This window comes from Naumannella huperziae, from assembly GCF_054073625.1.
Window position 1 is genome coordinate 1,352,268 of the sequence record NZ_JBSXPH010000001.1, and the last position, 14,504, is coordinate 1,366,771.

Below are 14,504 nucleotides of genomic sequence, written 5' to 3' on the forward strand. Positions count from 1 at the left end.
CGAGCGCGCGACCGGATTCCAAACATCTCGACATGTGAAATTTCAATCGTGTTCAACCATCGGCGGGACCGGGCGCGGTCGCGCCGGCGCTCGCCGGCGCGACCGGTACGCCGACCTAGCGTCCGGCGACGTCGCCGGCGAAGGCGCGGACCTCGGCAACGAAATCGTCCGGGACCTCCAGCGCGGCGAAGTGACCGCCGCGGGGCATCTTCGTGTAGCGGACGAGGTTCAACTGCCGCTCGCACCACTCCCGGGGCGACTGCCCCTCCCGCGGGAAGACCGCCACCCCGGCGGGCACGGTCGGCGCGGCGGGCGGGGGTGCGCCCCAACCCCCGGCTGCCGCCTCGTAATAGGCGTCCGCCGCGGAGGCCGCGGTGTTGCTGAACCAGTACAGGCAGAAGTTGGTCAGCAACTCGTCCCGGTCGCCGAAGGCCGCCTCGACATCGTGATCGTCGGCGCCGGTGTCGATCAGCCCGAGCTGGAACGCGGCCAGCCCCGCGGGGGAGTCCGACAGCGCGGGCCCGACGATCTGCGGCTTGGTCGACTGCACCATCGCGTACGCGCCCTGGGTCATGAACCAGCGCCCGATCCAGGCCGCGTACTCCTGCTCGGCCTCGCTCAGGTCCGGCTCCTGGCCGGTCGGGTAGTCGGCATTGGTCAGGAACAGCCCGCTCACGGCCTCGGGCTGCTGCCTGGCCAGCTCCATCCCGATCACCGTGCCCCAGTCGCCACCGCCGACCAGGAACCGCTCGTACCCGAGCTCGGTCCGCATCAGTTCGGTCAACAGCCCCGCCGTCTCCTTCGGGGGTCGCGCCGGGCCGCCGGTCAGCGGAAACCCGGGCAGCGACGGCGCGATCACATGGAACGCCGGCGCCGCGGGATCCTCGGGCTCGGCCAGCGCGTCCAGCACCCGCCGGTACCGAAACGGCGTGTCCGGCCAGCCGTGCAGCAACAACAGCGGGCGCGCGTCCTGCCGGGTGCTGACGCGGTGCACGAAGTGCAGGCGCACGGGCCCCTCGGCGCCGGTCACCTCGGCGACGAACTGGGGGATCTCGTTCAGCCGGGCCTGCTCGCGCGACCAGTCGTACCCGTCGAGCCAGTACGCCACGAGCTCGCGCAGGTACTCACCGGAGGTGCCCCGGGCGAAGTCGCGGTTCGCCGCCACCGTCGGGAACCGGGTGTCGGCCAGTCGGCGGCGCAGGTCGGCGACCTCGTCGGCGGGGATCTCGAGTCGGAATGGGGTTGCGGTCACGGCGGACCCTCCTTTGTCGTGGTCGGCGGGCTCCCGCCGGTGCCGCTCCGCGCGGCGACAACTCCAAACTAGGGTCCAAATCGGACACTAGTTGTCCGGAAAAGCGAAAGAATGTCGCGTATGGATCGGATGACCCGGCTGCTGGACCACCTGCGCGGCGTGCCCGGCGCGACGGTCGCCGAGCTCGCGCGCGAGCTCGGCGTGACCGAGCGGACGGTACGCCGCGATCTGGCCCGGGCCCGCGAGGGCGGCGTCGTGCTCGACGTGCGGCGCGGGCGCGGCGGCGGGGTCCGGCTGATCCGCGACACCCACCTGCCGGCGCTGCGCTTCACCGAGGACGAGGCGCTGGCGCTCGCGCTGGCCCTCGGCGCGGTTGCCGCCGACCCGCGGCTGTCGGCGATGGCGCGGTCCGCACGCCTTCGGCTCGGCCGGGTGCTGACGGATCGCTTCGGCGAGCGCGTCGCGGCGCTGGCCGACGTCCGGCCCGAGGAGCCGGTCTCGCTGCTCGGCGCCGACCCGGTGCGCGCGGAGGTGCTGCTCGACCTGTGCGTCGCGGTGGCGCGACGGCACCGGGTCGAACTCGCGTACCGCTCGGGGTCCGGTACGCCGACCCGTCGCCCGGTCGACCCCTACGAGGTGGTGCGGATGGCGGGCCACTGGTACCTGGTCGGCTTCTGCGGGCTGCGGCGAGACATCCGGGTGTTCCGGATCGACCGGGTGGCAACCGTGCGCCGGACCGAGATCATCGTGCGCGCCCCGGACGAGCTCGACGCGCCGGCCCTGGTCGCGGCGGGGGTACGCCGGTCGGCCGAGGACCCGGTGATCTGCGAGTTCGCGTTCGACGTCGACGCGCGACGGGCCCGCGAGCTGGCGCCGGCGTACCGGATGGAGCTGGTGGATCGCCCCGGCGGCGCGCACGGCATCATCCGCGCGTTGCCGCACCATCTGCCGGGGCTCGCGCGCTGGGTGCTCGGCCTCGACGTGGGCGTACGCGTGATCGCCCCGGCCGCCCTGCGCGACGAGCTGGACCGGCTGGCCGACCGCGCGCACGCCCTCGCCGGCGGCTGAGCAGGTCAGCCCAGGGCCGCGGCGCTCCGCCCGGCGATCCGGCCGCTCAGCAGGCACCCGCCGAGGAAGGTGCCCTCCAGCGCGCGGTGGCCGTGCACGCCGCCGCCGCCGAACCCGGCCGCCTCGCCCGCGGCGAACACCCCGGGCAGCGGCGTACCGTCCGGCGCGAGCACCCGGCCCTCCAGGTCGGTCTGCAGGCCGCCGAGCGTCTTGCGGGTCAGCGGGTGCAGCCGCACGGCGACGAGCGGGCCGCCGGCGCCGCGGCGCGGGCCGTTCCCGGCCAGCATCGGGTGCGGCGACGCGATCCGCATCAACCGGTCGCCGAGATAGTTGCGCGCCGCGCGCAGGGCGACCACCTGCGGGTCCTTGCCGAGCCCGGCCCGGATCTGCAGATCCCGCTCCCGGATCAGCTCCAACAAGGCGTCGCCATCGACGGTGTGGTCCGGCTCCAGCGCGTTCATCTGGGCGGCGAGGTCGCCGACCGTGCCCGCGGTGAGGAAGTCCACGCCCTCGCGGACGAACCGGCGGACCTCCGCCGTCGGTCGCCCGCCCGTCCGCCGGCCGAACATCCGCAGGTCCTTGCCGGTCAGGTCGGAGTTCTGCTCCGAGCCCGACAGCGCGAACTCCTTCGCCACCGTTGCCGCGTCGGTGACGAACCAGGAATGATCATGACCCTGCTCGGTGATCGCCCGGAGCGCGCCGAGCGCGTCGAAGCCGGGAAAGTTCGGCGGCGGCAGGCGTACGCCGTTCGCGTCCAGCCACAGCGACGACGGCCCGGGCAGGATCCGAATCCCGTGATCGGTCCACAGCGGCGAGTGGTTGATCACGCCCTCGGGGTAGTGCCACATCCGGTTCCGGTTGACCAGCGCGCCGCCCGCGGCCTCGGCGATCGGCAGCATCGAGCCGTCGACGTAGTCGGGCACGCCCTTGATCAACTTCTCCGGGGCGCGACCGGGCCAGAACTCGCGGACCAAGTCGAGGTTCCCGCCGATGCCGCCGCTGGCGATGATCACCGATTCGCCCCGCGCGGTGAACGATCCGACCACGTCCCGGTTGGTCGGTCGGCCACGCTCGGCGTCGTCCGGCGCGAGCAGGTCGCCGCTCACCGTGATCTCGCCGGTGACCGAGAGGTCGCGGACCAGGTGACGATGGGCGAAGGTGATCAACGGCGACGCGAGCGCCCGCGCCACGAACGGGTGCAGCAGCGCCGGGCCGGTTCCCCAGACGATGTGGAAGCGGGGTACGGAGTTGCCGTGCCCGCCGGCCGGCTGCCCGCCGCGCTCGGCCCAGCCGACCACCGGGAACAGCCCGACGGCCAGCCGGCGCAGCCACTCGCGCAGCTCGCCCGAGGCGAACTCGAGGTACGCCCGCGCCCACTGGCGGGCCTGCGCGTCATTCGGCCCGTCCTCGAACTGCGCGGCGCCCAGCCAGTCGGCGTGCGCCAGCTCGGGGGAGTCGCGGATGCCGAGCCGGCGCTGCTCGGGCGAATCGACCAACAGCAGCCCACCGAACGACCAGAACGCCTGCCCGCCGAGGCTCTGCGGGCCCTCGCCGTCGACGACCAGCACCGACCGGCCCTGCTCGGCGGCCTCGCACGCCGCCACCAACCCCGACAGCCCGGCGCCGATCACGATCACGTCGGCCTCATGCCGCAGCACGCCGCCCTCCGTTCTGGTGCCGACCATCTCAGACCACCCCCTTGCGGATCAGGTAGCAGCTGTAGCCGATCGTCTCGCCCGTCTGCACGAAGGCGTACGCCTGCTGCGCCGCGTCGTAGAACGCGAACCGCTCCAGCGAGCCGATGCGGACCGGCGCGCCGTGTGCCGCATCGGCGAGGTCCTGCAGGGCCGCGGTCGACTCGTTGATCTTCTCCGGGGCGTCGTCGATCTCCATCCGCCGGATCGGCTCGGTCACGAACGAGTCCAAGGGCAACACGCTGAACAGCGCACGCGCCGCCGCAGCGGTGTCGGCCCCGCGCAGGTCGATCACCGGTTTGCCGTAGCGGTGCGCCGGGAAATTGCGGTCCACGAGACCCAGTTGGTCACCGTGTCCCATCTCGTCGAGCAGATGCAGACACGCACCGCTCAGCAGCGGGTCGATCGACTTCAGCATGGGCGCCAGTCTGTCACCCGGGCCGCCGGGGCGACATCACTAGACTGCGCGCCATGCCCACCCCAGCCCCGTCGGCCGAGCACGACCTGGTCCTCGTCGTCGACTACGGCGCCCAGTACGCCCAACTCATCGCCCGCCGGGTTCGCGAGGCCCGGGTCTACTCCGAGATCGTGCCGCACACCATCACCGCCGAGGAGCTACGGGCCCGCAATCCGAAGGCCGTGATCCTCTCCGGCGGCCCGTCCTCGGTCTACGCCGAGGGTGCGCCGCAGGTCGATCCCGCGCTCTTCGGGACCGGTACGCCCGTGCTCGGCATCTGCTACGGCTTCCAGGCGATGGCGGCGGCGCTCGGCGGTGATGTCGCCAGGACCGGCCGGCGCGAGTACGGCCGCACGCCCGTGCGGGTCGCCGGCACCGGGGCGCTGCTGGCCGGCCTGCCCGAGGAGCTGTCGGTGTGGATGAGCCACGGCGACGCGGTCGCCGCGGCACCGGGCGGGTTCGGGGTCCTCGCCGGCACCGCCGACACGCCGGTCGCCGCGTTCGAGGATCCGGCGCGGGGCCTCGCGGGCGTGCAGTGGCACCCGGAGGTGCACCACTCCCAGCTCGGCCAGCGGGTGCTGGAGAACTTCTTGTTCGACATCGCGAAGATGCGCCCGGACTGGACGCCGGCGAACATTGTCGAGGACTCGGTCGCCGCGATCCGCGAGCAGGTCGGCGACGCGCGCGTGCTGTGCGCGCTGTCCGGCGGCGTGGACTCCGCGGTCGCGGCCGCGCTGGTGCAGCGGGCGATCGGTGATCAGCTGACCTGCGTCTTCGTCGATCACGGTCTGCTGCGGGCCGGCGAGGCCGAGCAGGTCGAGCGGGACTTCGTCGCCGCGACCGGCGTGGACCTCAAGATCAGCGATGCCACCGACCGATTCCTGGACGCGCTCGCCGGGGTCAGCGACCCGGAGACGAAGCGCAAGATCATCGGCCGCGAGTTCATCCGCACCTTCGAGGCCGCCGCGCGCGAGGTGGCCGCCGACGGCGGGGTCGACTTCCTCGTCCAGGGCACGCTCTATCCCGACGTCGTCGAGTCCGGCGGCGGCGAGGGCGCGGCCAACATCAAGTCCCACCACAACGTGGGCGGGCTGCCCGACGACCTCGAGTTCACCCTGATCGAACCGCTGCGCACCCTGTTCAAGGACGAGGTGCGTGCCGTCGGCGAGGAGTTGGGGCTGCCCCCGGCCATGGTCTGGCGCCAGCCCTTCCCGGGGCCAGGGCTGGCGATCCGGATCGTCGGCGAGGTCACCCGGGACCGGCTCGAGCTGCTGCGCGCGGCCGACGCGATCGCGCGCGAGGAACTCACCCGGGCCGGCCTGGACCGGGAGGTCTGGCAGTTCCCGGTGGTGCTGCTGGCCGACGTCCGCTCGGTCGGCGTGCAGGGCGACGGGCGCACCTATGGCCACCCGGTCGTGCTGCGCCCGGTCAGCTCCGAGGACGCGATGACGGCCGACTGGTCGCGACTGCCGCACGAACTGCTGGAGCGAATCAGCACCCGGATCACCAACGAGGTGCCCGAGGTCAATCGCGTCGTGCTCGACGTGACGAGCAAGCCCCCGGGCACCATCGAGTGGGAGTGACCAGGGTCGGGATCAGCGCAGGTCGTCGCCCCGGTGCGGCGCGTCAGCGCCCGGCGTACCCACGGTGCCGTTGCTCGCGGCCCGGTCGGAGCCGCCGCGCATCTGCTGGATCGCCCAGTCCAGGCCGGAGCGGCCCTGCTCGTCGGGCAGCAGGAACCAGGCCGCAAGGTAGGCGAACGGCCCGATCCCGGTGAACAGGATGAGCGCGACCGTGACCAGGCGGGTCAGGCCGGCGTCGACGCCCAGATAGCGGGCGATGCCGCCGCACACGCCGCCGAGGATCTTGTCGCTCGAGCTACGGGTCAGTTTCTTCTCCATGATGATCTTCCTTCCGGTGGTGGGGTCTAGGTCTTTCCGCGTGCCGACGCCATGCCGAGCACGCCCACGACGACGAGGGTCAGCGGGGTCGCGATGGCGACCAGGCCCCAGTTGATCGGCCGGTCGTAGGCGAGCAGGAGCGCGCCGCCGGCGGTCGCCAGGCAGGCGAGCCCGAGCAGCAGGGTCAGCACGTGGATCCGGCGCCTCATCGCGCGACCTCGATGCTCCCGGTGTCGACCTGCAGCACGATCACCGTGAGCGGCGCGTCCGGGTCGTTGGCGTAGTTCCAGGTGCCGGTGAGATCGAGGCCGTCCTGTTCGGCCTGCCCGGGCGCCGCCGCGCGACCGACGTCCACGGCATAGCGCACCTGGACGTTCCCCTCGCGCGGCAGCCGCACCCGCAGCGCCCCGACCGCGACCGAGTAGCGGTAGGTGACCGGTCGATCGGCGGCAGCGGCGGACAGGTCGACATCGAGCGTGCCGACGTCCAGGTTCCGCGTGGTGGGTGCCGGGTCGTTCGCCGTGTGCACGATCCGCTCCTGCGGTGCGGAGAGGTCGCCGACGGTGGCCGCCGCCGAGGTACCCAGGGTCGCGATCAACAACAAGGTGGCGACCACGGCGAGGCCGCGGGGCCGGCCGACGAAGGCGCCGACCACGAGCGCGAGCCCCAACGCGGCGGTGGGGACGGCGAGCCAGACGGGCAGCGGCAGGTGGGCCCCGCCGATCCGCGCGATCACCAGTGCGAGCAAGGACAGCGCCACCAGGATCAACCCGGCCCGGCGTACCCACCGCCCGGCGGGGGTGATCCGGCCCGCGGCCGAGCGGACGCGGGAGGCCGGCGGCAACGGGGGGTACGCCGTCGCCGCCGGCGACGCGACGGGGCGTACCGGATCGGAAACCGTCTGATCGAGCCGCCCGGGCCGATAGGTGGGCCACGACCCCGCCGCCGGCGCGCGCGGTGCGGGATCGGCGGGCGGCAGTGGCTCCGGAGCCCGGCCCTGCAGCCCGCGCTGGCGGGGGCGGCGGTAGCCGAAGTACCAGGCGGCGGCCAGCACCAGCGCGGGCATGATCCCGAACGGTGCGATCGGTCCGACGATCCCGCCGACGAACAGACACGCGCCCAGCGCGGTCACCACCCACACCCACAGCGGCCACCGGCTCGCGCCGGGCACGAACCGCTCGATCGGCGGTTGATCCTCGTCGGTGGTCGGCATCAGCAGCCCGGCGATCGCGTACAGCACCAGCCCGATCCCGCCGCTCAGCGCCAGCAGCACGGCGGCGACCCGGACCAGTGTGGGATCGACCTGCCAGCGCTCGGCCACGGCGGCGCAGACACCGGCCACGACCGATCGGTCGCGCCGGCGCCGCGGGACGGGCAACTGGCTCATGCACCCATCCTTGCCGAGGGCCCGGGCCCGGACCATCGGGGCAGACCCCCATCTTCGCGGTCCGGTCCGCGGCGGCGATTCAGGGACCGGTCGGGGCGGCCGGGTGTGGCACGGGCGCTGTTGCCGTGTGAAGCTTGGCAGGTCATGACGAGCGCGGACCTGCACCCCAGCGGCCGGGGCCTGCCGGGCGGACCGGCGGCGCCTGCGGACCGGGGCGCGCCGCCCGCCACCGCGCCGGCGGGTTCGCCCGAGCCCGAGGCGAGCGCGGCACAACGACCCCGCGCCGTGCGGCAGCCCGACGGGGCATGGCTCGCGGGCGTCTGTTCGGGCCTTGCCGAGCACCTCGGCTGGCCGGTGCTGGTGGTCCGGCTGGCCTTCGTCGGGCTGACGCTCGTGCAGTTTCTCGGGCCGATCCTCTACGCGGTCCTCTGGCTGCTGATGCCGCCGCGCGGCGCCCCCGAACAGGCGCCCGGGCTGGCCGCGGCCGACCGCGCCGGGCACCGCACCGTGGTGCGCCCGCGCCGCGGGCGGGACCTGGGCGCCGTCGTGGCCCTTGGGGTGTTCGCGGTGGGGCTGATGTGGCTGTTGCAGCTCGCCGGGTGGGGGTACATGCCCCAGTTCTTCTGGCCGCTCGCCATCGCCACCGCCGGCATCGCGCTGGTCTGGCGCAGCGCCGATCCGGCCGGCCGGTCCGATCGCGACGCGTCGCGCGCGCCGGCATGGCTGCGACCGTTCGTGGCCTCCGGCCGGGCGCTGTCGGTGATTCGCGTGATCCTCGGCGCCGGCCTGGTCGGCTGCGGGATCGTCTGGATCGCCCTCGCCGAACTCGGCCCGCAGGTCTTTCCGGCCGCGCTGGCCGTGACCGGCCTGGTACTGGCGGGGGTGGCGATCGTCGCGGCGCCGTGGGTGCACCGCTCACGGCGCGCGCTGGCCGCGGCCCACGAGGAGAAGGTACGCGCGGAGCTGCGCGCGGACATGGCCGCCCACCTGCACGACTCCGTGCTGCAGACCCTGGCGCTGATCCAGCGCCAGTCGGGCGATCCGCGGGCCGTGCACACGCTGGCGCGCCGTCAGGAGCGGGAGCTGCGGGCCTGGCTGTACGACGAGGAGGCGGGGGAGACCACCCTGCGGGCGGCGCTGCGTCAGGCCGGCTCCGAGGTCGAGCTGGAGCGCGGCGTACCCGTCGAGGTGGTCGTGGTCGGCGATGCGGAGCTCGACGAGGGCGGACAGGCGCTGGTCCGCGCGGCCCGCGAGGCGATGGTGAACGCCGCCAAACACGCGGGCGCGGACAAGATCGACGTCTACGCCGAGGCCCACGACGATGTGGTGGAGGTGTTCGTCCGCGATCGCGGGCGCGGCTTCGACCCTGAGCGCGTCGGCGAGGACCGGCTCGGGATCCGGCAGAGCATCGTGGGCAGGATGGAACGGCACGGTGGGACGGCCCGGATCCGGTCCGCGCCGGGCGAGGGTACCGAGGTGAGACTGGAGATGAGGCAATGACACAACCGGCAGCAACCAACCGGGCCGCCGGCCCCCTGCGCGTGGTCGTGGTCGATGATCACGCGATGTTCCGGTCCGGCGTGCGGAGCGAGATCTCGGCCGGGGTGGAGGTCGTCGCCGAGGCCGCCGACGTGCCGAGCGCGGTCCGGGTGATCACTGCCGAGGTGCCGGACGTGGTGCTCCTCGATGTGCACATGCCGGGCGGCGGCGGGGTCGAGGTGATCAAGCAGGTGCACGCGGTGAACGGGGACCAGCGATTCCTTGCCCTGTCGGTCTCCGATGCCGCCGAGGACGTGATCGGCGTGATCCGCGTCGGGGCTCGCGGCTACGTCACGAAGTCGATCAGCGGCCCCGAGTTGATCGATGCGATCCGCCGGGTGGCCGAGGGCGATGCGGTGTTCTCGCCGCGGTTGGCCGGCTTCGTGCTGGATGCGTTCTCCGGGGCGATCGATGTCGCGAGCGTGGACGAGGATCTGGACCGGTTGTCCCAGCGCGAGCGCGAGGTGATGCGGCTGATCGCCCGCGGCTATGCCTACAAGGAGGTCGCGAAGGAGCTGTTCATCTCGATCAAGACCGTCGAGACCCATGTCAGCAGCGTGCTACGCAAGCTCCAGTTGTCGAACCGGCACCAACTGACGCGCTGGGCCACCGACCGGCGCCTGGTCTGAGCTGCGGTCAAACACAGCAGCGAAGGCCCGGAGCGTTGCGCTCCGGGCCTTCGCTGTTGATCAGCCTGCGCGCTCGGTCAGGCTGCCGAGCGGTTCTTGGTGACGAGGCCGTAGATGAACAGCAGCAGCAGCGCCCCGATGATCGAGGTGATCAGGCCCTGGAAGCTGAAGACATCTGAGTAGTTGACGCCGAGGAGCATGCCGCCGAGGAAGCCCCCGAGCAGCGCGCCGGCGACGCCGAGCAGGATCGTTGCGACCCAACCTCCGCCCTGCCGGCCGGGGAGAATCGCCTTCGCGATCGCCCCACCGATCAAACCGATGACGATGTAGGCAATGATTGTTCCCATGGCAGACATGGTACGCCCAGTTGCCGAGAAATGTCGACACAACTCGGGGTAGCGTCAGGGTCGAGCGCAAACGGCGTGCCGACGCGGCCGTGCGGGTACGCTGCGGCTAGCGTGATGACCATGGAGTGGTTGATCCGCGTCCTGGAGCTGATCCAACTGCTTGGTTGGGCCTCGCTGTTCGGCGGCGCGCTGGTGCAGTTGCGGCTGGCCGAACCGGAGATCAACCGACCGATGTTCGGTGGCGTGCTGGTGCAGTTCGTGGCCGGTGTGGCGGTGGCCGTGATCAGCCTGCTGGGGCCGGGTCCGGTCAATCTCGCCAAGATCATCGTGGTGGGCGTGATCATGTTGGCGACGGTGGTGTTGGTGGTCCTGAACCGGCGGTTCGCGACTATTCCGCGCGGCCTGCTGGCGCTGATCATGGCGGTGACGGTGATCACCGCCGCGCTCGAAGTGCTCTGGGTCTGACCGCTTCCGCGGCGTTCAGAAGAAGGGGCGCAGCGGCGCGAGGATGATCTCGGTCAGCTTCGCCAGCGCCGAGCGCCGGTCCCACTCCTCAAGCGTGATCTCGACGCAGTTCTCCTGATCGGCGAGGAAGATGTCGGCCATCACCCGCGCGGAGTCCGGGCCCAGGATCTCGACATTGATCTCGTAGTTCCCGGCCAGCGACAGCCCGTCCAGGTTGGCCGTACCGATGGTGCACCAGACGTCGTCGATCGTCGCGGTCTTGGCATGCACCATCGCATTCTGGAACAGGAACAGGCGTACCCCGCCGTCCAGCAGCCGCCGGTAGAAGCCGCGGGACAACCAGTCGGCCACGACGTGGTTGGACTCCGCCGGCACGATGATCCGCACGTCGACCCCGCGCCGCGCGGCGGCGATCAGGGTCGCCGTCAGGCCCTCGTCGGGGATCAGATAGGCGTGCGTCATCCAGCAGTAGCGGGTGGCCCGGTCGATGGCCTCCAGGTACATCGCCCGGATCGGGAAGACGAACATCGACGGCACATTGCGGTGCACCCGCACGGGGCTCAGCCAGGTGCGCTCCTGCACGGCCGGCAGCACACGCCGGGTGTTGTCGTTCCAGAAGTCGATGAACGCGTTCTCCAGCTCCGGGACCGGCGAACCGGTGAACCGAACGTGGGTGTCGCGCCAGTCCGTTGCGTACAGGGCGCCGACGTTGTACCCGCCGACGAACGCGACCTGCGAGTCGACGATCAACAGCTTACGGTGATCGCGGGCCCAGTTCGTCGGCAGCCAGAACGCAGCGCCCCCGCGCAACAGCGGATGGGCGTGAACCCGGATCCGGTCGTCGAAGCGGAAGAAACTGCGCGGCACGACGAGATTGGCGAACTTGTCATAGATCACATACACCGAGATCCCGCGCTCGGCGGCCCGCGTCAGCGCCTCCTTGAACCGCTGGCCGGTCGCATCGGACTTCCAGATGAAGGTCTCGAAGAAGATCTCGTGCTCGGCGGCGTCGATGGCGGCGAGCATGTCGTCGTAGAGGTCCTGGCCGTAGGTGTAGATCCGCGCCTGACCGGAGTCGTCGGCGAGCGTCTGCGGCGAGCTGTGGGGGAAGCTTGCCGGTGCGCGGAAGCGTTTGCGGTAGGAATCGATCGCGACGAGCACAGCCATGATCAGTAGCTGTACGCCGAAGATCCCCAGCAGGATGCGGCGGACCCAGACCCCGATCTGCCGTACGCTCACGCCGCCATCATGACAGACGGGCGACGCCGAGCGGCGCCGTCGGTGGCAGCGGGCTGTGGCGCCTGGGCGGTGTCGGCCCGACGAACTAGGCTGGGCCGGCGATGAGCCCAGACCAGTCAGCAGCCGTCCCCGACGCCCCGGTGGAGCGCGCCCGGCGCAAGGAACCGCACGATCTGCTTGCGGGGCTGAACGATCCGCAGCGCCGCGCGGTCACCCACACCGGGGGCCCGGTGCTGGTGGTCGCGGGGGCGGGCTCGGGCAAGACCCGGGTGTTGACCCGCCGGATCGCCTGGCTGGTCGCCGAGCGGGATGTGCACCCGGGCTCGATCCTCGCGATCACCTTCACCAACAAGGCGGCCGCCGAGATGCGCCACCGGGTGGAGGAGCTCGTCGGACCGCGCGCCCGTTACATGTGGGTCTCGACCTTCCACTCCGCCTGCGTGCGGATCCTGCGCGCCGAGATCTCCCGGTTCGGCATGGGGTCATCGTTCTCGATCTACGACGACGGCGACGCCAAACGGCTGATGCAGTTGGTTGCCTCCGACCTCGGTCTCGATCCGAAGAAGTTCGGCGTCCGTTCGCTGCTGAACTGGGTGTCGAAGGCCAAGAACGACCTGGTCGACCACGAGGAGGCGACGCGACGGGCCGCGAGCACCGGCGGCGCGGAGCAGGTCCATGCGGAGGCCTATGCCGAGTACCAGCGGCGCCTGGTCGCCGCGAACGCGCTCGACTTCGACGATCTGATCATGCACACGGTGCACCTGCTGCAAGGGTTCGACGAGGTCAGACACAAGTACCGTCGGCGGTTCCGGCATGTGCTGGTCGATGAGTACCAGGACACCAATGCCGCCCAGTACGCCCTGGTCCGCGAGCTGTGCGGCCCGCCGGACGAGGCGGAGGCCGCGGCGGGGGAGACCGCCCCCGAGCTGATGGTCGTCGGCGACTCCGACCAGTCGATCTATGCCTTCCGGGGCGCGTCGATCCGCAACATCCTCGATTTCGAGAGCGACTTCGGCGGTGCGGAGACGATCTTGTTGGAGCAGAACTACCGCTCCACGCAGAACATCCTGAGCGCGGCGAATGCCGTGATCACCCGCAACGAGGGTCGCCCGGACAAGCGGCTGTGGTCGGAGGCGGGCGACGGCGAGCTGATCACCGGCTATGTCGCCGACACCGAGTACGAGGAGGCCGATTTCGTCGCGCGCGAGATCGGCGCGCTGCGCGATGCGGGCAAGACGACCTGGGGCGAGGTCGCGGTGTTCTTCCGCACCAATGCCCAGTCGCGGCCATTCGAGGAGGTGCTGATCCGGGCCGGCCTGCCCTATCGGGTGGTCGGCGGGGTGCGGTTCTACGAGCGGCGCGAGATCCGCGACGCCATCGCCTACCTGCGGGCCATCGTCAATCCCGCCGACGATGTGTCGGTACGCCGGATCCTGAACGTGCCCAAGCGCGGCATCGGCGAGCGGGCCGAGGCCGTGATCGAGGCGCTGGCAACCCGGGACGGCGTACCGTTCTCCGAAGCGCTCCGGCGCCATGCCGAGGCGCCCGGGCTGGCGACCAGATCGGCCAGGCAGATCGCGGGCTTCGTCGACTTCCTCGACGCCCAGCGCCAGCTCGTCGCCGACGGCGTGCCGGCCGACCAGGTACTGACCAGCGTGCTCGACGGCTCGGGCTACCTCGCCGAGTTGCAGAACAGCAACGACCCGCAGGACGCCGGGCGCGTGGAGAACCTGCTCGAGCTGGTCTCGGTCGCCGGCGAATTCGTGTCCAGCGCCGGGGTGGTCGACATCACCGATGCGGACCTGGCGAGCGCCGACGACGGGGTCGACGGGGAGGGCCCGGCGGCACTGGCCGAGGGTGCCCCCGAGCCGGACTCCTCCCTACCGGCCTTCCTGGAGCGGGTAGCCCTGGTTTCCGACACCGACCAGTTGCCCGATGCCGAGGGCGCCGAGGGCGTGATCACGCTGATGACGCTGCACACGGCCAAGGGCCTGGAGTTCGACACCGTCTTCCTGACGGGCATGGAGGACGGGATCTTCCCGCACCAGCGCGCCCTGGGAGAGCCGGCCGAGCTCGAGGAGGAGCGCCGGTTGGCCTATGTCGGCCTCACCCGGGCGCGGCAGCGGCTCACCCTGACCCGGGCCGAGCGTCGCACGATGTGGGGCGCGCCCCAGCACAACCCCGCCAGCCGCTTCCTCGGCGAGATCCCCGACCGGCTGCTGGACTGGCGGCGGCTGGGCGGTGCGCCGCTGACCTGGGCCGCAGCCGATGCGTCGCGGCGTTCGCGCTCCCTGCGCGAGACCCTGGGCTCGGCGGCCGCGGCCCGCCAGCAGCGGGTGGAGTCGGTCGAGCCGGGCGAGAAGGTGCTGCACTCGGTGTTCGGCCTCGGCACGGTCGTCGCCGTCTCCGGCACGGGGGAGGGCATCCGCGCCGATGTGGACTTCGGCTCCTCGGGCCTGAAGCGGCTCGCGCTGCGGCATGCGCCGCTGGAGAAGATCTGAGGGCACAACCACGACGCAAAGCGGC

The 14,504-nt window shown here is 71.9% G+C and carries 14 protein-coding genes; 6 read left to right on the forward strand and 8 right to left on the reverse strand.

Annotated features, from left to right (window positions below):
• Window positions 1-115: 115 nt before the first annotated feature.
• A complete protein-coding gene (locus ACXDC7_RS06460) occupies window positions 116-1,252 on the reverse strand; it encodes an epoxide hydrolase family protein (protein ID WP_459221577.1) in 1,137 nt (378 codons plus the stop codon).
• A 120-nt stretch (window positions 1,253-1,372) separates the two neighbouring features.
• Here ACXDC7_RS06460 and ACXDC7_RS06465 point away from each other — a divergent pair, with 120 nt between their 5' ends.
• On the forward strand, window positions 1,373-2,320 hold the full coding sequence (locus ACXDC7_RS06465; RefSeq protein ID WP_459221578.1) for a helix-turn-helix transcriptional regulator: 948 nt from the start codon (window positions 1,373-1,375) through the stop codon (window positions 2,318-2,320).
• Between the two features lie 5 nt (window positions 2,321-2,325).
• Here ACXDC7_RS06465 and ACXDC7_RS06470 read toward each other — a convergent pair whose 3' ends face one another.
• Together ACXDC7_RS06470 and ACXDC7_RS06475 are read right to left on the reverse strand one after the other, a co-directional pair.
• Window positions 2,326-3,978, reverse strand: a complete 1,653-nt coding sequence (locus ACXDC7_RS06470) for an FAD-binding dehydrogenase (RefSeq protein WP_459221579.1) — start codon at window positions 3,976-3,978, stop codon at window positions 2,326-2,328.
• A gap of 28 nt (window positions 3,979-4,006) precedes the next feature.
• Entirely contained in the window at window positions 4,007-4,432 is a 426-nt protein-coding gene (locus ACXDC7_RS06475) for an RbsD/FucU family protein (RefSeq protein ID WP_459221580.1), read from the reverse strand.
• Window positions 4,433-4,485: 53 nt separating this feature from the next.
• On the opposite strand from ACXDC7_RS06475, the gene guaA reads away from it, so the two are divergent.
• The gene (gene guaA, locus ACXDC7_RS06480) at window positions 4,486-6,054 is read left to right on the forward strand and encodes a glutamine-hydrolyzing GMP synthase (protein WP_459221581.1); all 1,569 of its coding nucleotides are present in this window, start codon (window positions 4,486-4,488) and stop codon (window positions 6,052-6,054) included.
• 12 nt (window positions 6,055-6,066) lie between these two features.
• Here guaA and ACXDC7_RS06485 read toward each other — a convergent pair whose 3' ends face one another.
• The 3 genes from ACXDC7_RS06485 to ACXDC7_RS06495 are packed head-to-tail and all read right to left on the reverse strand — an operon-like array spanning window position 6,067 to window position 7,759.
• The gene (locus ACXDC7_RS06485; protein ID WP_179444291.1) at window positions 6,067-6,372 is read right to left on the reverse strand and encodes a PspC domain-containing protein; all 306 of its coding nucleotides are present in this window, start codon (window positions 6,370-6,372) and stop codon (window positions 6,067-6,069) included.
• 26 nt (window positions 6,373-6,398) lie between these two features.
• Window positions 6,399-6,581, reverse strand: a complete 183-nt coding sequence (locus ACXDC7_RS06490; protein WP_179444290.1) for a hypothetical protein — start codon at window positions 6,579-6,581, stop codon at window positions 6,399-6,401.
• Window positions 6,578-7,759, reverse strand: coding sequence for a PspC domain-containing protein (locus ACXDC7_RS06495; protein WP_459221582.1), 1,182 nt, complete (start codon window positions 7,757-7,759; stop codon window positions 6,578-6,580). The genes ACXDC7_RS06490 and ACXDC7_RS06495 overlap by 4 nt, the downstream gene beginning before the upstream one ends.
• 144 nt (window positions 7,760-7,903) lie before the next feature.
• Here ACXDC7_RS06495 and ACXDC7_RS06500 point away from each other — a divergent pair, with 144 nt between their 5' ends.
• A complete protein-coding gene (locus ACXDC7_RS06500) occupies window positions 7,904-9,259 on the forward strand; it encodes an ATP-binding protein (protein ID WP_459221583.1) in 1,356 nt (451 codons plus the stop codon).
• Window positions 9,256-9,927, forward strand: coding sequence for a response regulator (locus tag ACXDC7_RS06505; protein ID WP_179444287.1), 672 nt, complete (start codon window positions 9,256-9,258; stop codon window positions 9,925-9,927). The genes ACXDC7_RS06500 and ACXDC7_RS06505 overlap by 4 nt, the downstream gene beginning before the upstream one ends.
• A gap of 77 nt (window positions 9,928-10,004) precedes the next feature.
• On the opposite strand, the gene ACXDC7_RS06510 is transcribed toward ACXDC7_RS06505, so the two are convergent.
• On the reverse strand, window positions 10,005-10,274 hold the full coding sequence (locus ACXDC7_RS06510; RefSeq protein WP_179444286.1) for a GlsB/YeaQ/YmgE family stress response membrane protein: 270 nt from the start codon (window positions 10,272-10,274) through the stop codon (window positions 10,005-10,007).
• A 120-nt stretch (window positions 10,275-10,394) separates the two neighbouring features.
• Here ACXDC7_RS06510 and ACXDC7_RS06515 point away from each other — a divergent pair, with 120 nt between their 5' ends.
• Window positions 10,395-10,739 carry a hypothetical protein gene (locus ACXDC7_RS06515; protein ID WP_179444285.1) on the forward strand — a complete coding sequence of 115 codons (345 nt, stop codon included), beginning with the start codon at window positions 10,395-10,397 and terminating at the stop codon, window positions 10,737-10,739.
• Window positions 10,740-10,754: 15 nt separating this feature from the next.
• On the opposite strand, the gene ACXDC7_RS06520 is transcribed toward ACXDC7_RS06515, so the two are convergent.
• On the reverse strand, window positions 10,755-11,930 hold the full coding sequence (locus ACXDC7_RS06520) for a phospholipase D-like domain-containing protein (RefSeq protein ID WP_459222806.1): 1,176 nt from the start codon (window positions 11,928-11,930) through the stop codon (window positions 10,755-10,757).
• A gap of 149 nt (window positions 11,931-12,079) precedes the next feature.
• Here ACXDC7_RS06520 and pcrA point away from each other — a divergent pair, with 149 nt between their 5' ends.
• On the forward strand, window positions 12,080-14,479 hold the full coding sequence (gene pcrA / locus ACXDC7_RS06525) for a DNA helicase PcrA (RefSeq protein ID WP_459221584.1): 2,400 nt from the start codon (window positions 12,080-12,082) through the stop codon (window positions 14,477-14,479).
• Window positions 14,480-14,504 lie beyond the last annotated feature (25 nt).

What these genes read in the sequence shown, in the direction of transcription:
- ACXDC7_RS06465 (WP_459221578.1), top strand. Translation starts at nt 1,373, where the DNA reads ATGGATCGGATGACCCGGCTGCTGGACCACCTGCGCGGCGTGCCCGGC.
- ACXDC7_RS06475 (WP_459221580.1), bottom strand. Translation starts at nt 4,432, where the DNA reads ATGCTGAAGTCGATCGACCCGCTGCTGAGCGGTGCGTGTCTGCATCTG.
- guaA (WP_459221581.1), top strand. Translation starts at nt 4,486, where the DNA reads ATGCCCACCCCAGCCCCGTCGGCCGAGCACGACCTGGTCCTCGTCGTC.
- ACXDC7_RS06485 (WP_179444291.1), bottom strand. Translation starts at nt 6,372, where the DNA reads ATGGAGAAGAAACTGACCCGTAGCTCGAGCGACAAGATCCTCGGCGGC.
- ACXDC7_RS06490 (WP_179444290.1), bottom strand. Translation starts at nt 6,581, where the DNA reads ATGAGGCGCCGGATCCACGTGCTGACCCTGCTGCTCGGGCTCGCCTGC.
- ACXDC7_RS06495 (WP_459221582.1), bottom strand. Translation starts at nt 7,759, where the DNA reads ATGAGCCAGTTGCCCGTCCCGCGGCGCCGGCGCGACCGATCGGTCGTG.
- ACXDC7_RS06500 (WP_459221583.1), top strand. Translation starts at nt 7,904, where the DNA reads ATGACGAGCGCGGACCTGCACCCCAGCGGCCGGGGCCTGCCGGGCGGA.
- ACXDC7_RS06505 (WP_179444287.1), top strand. Translation starts at nt 9,256, where the DNA reads ATGACACAACCGGCAGCAACCAACCGGGCCGCCGGCCCCCTGCGCGTG.
- ACXDC7_RS06510 (WP_179444286.1), bottom strand. Translation starts at nt 10,274, where the DNA reads ATGGGAACAATCATTGCCTACATCGTCATCGGTTTGATCGGTGGGGCG.
- ACXDC7_RS06515 (WP_179444285.1), top strand. Translation starts at nt 10,395, where the DNA reads ATGGAGTGGTTGATCCGCGTCCTGGAGCTGATCCAACTGCTTGGTTGG.
- pcrA (WP_459221584.1), top strand. Translation starts at nt 12,080, where the DNA reads ATGAGCCCAGACCAGTCAGCAGCCGTCCCCGACGCCCCGGTGGAGCGC.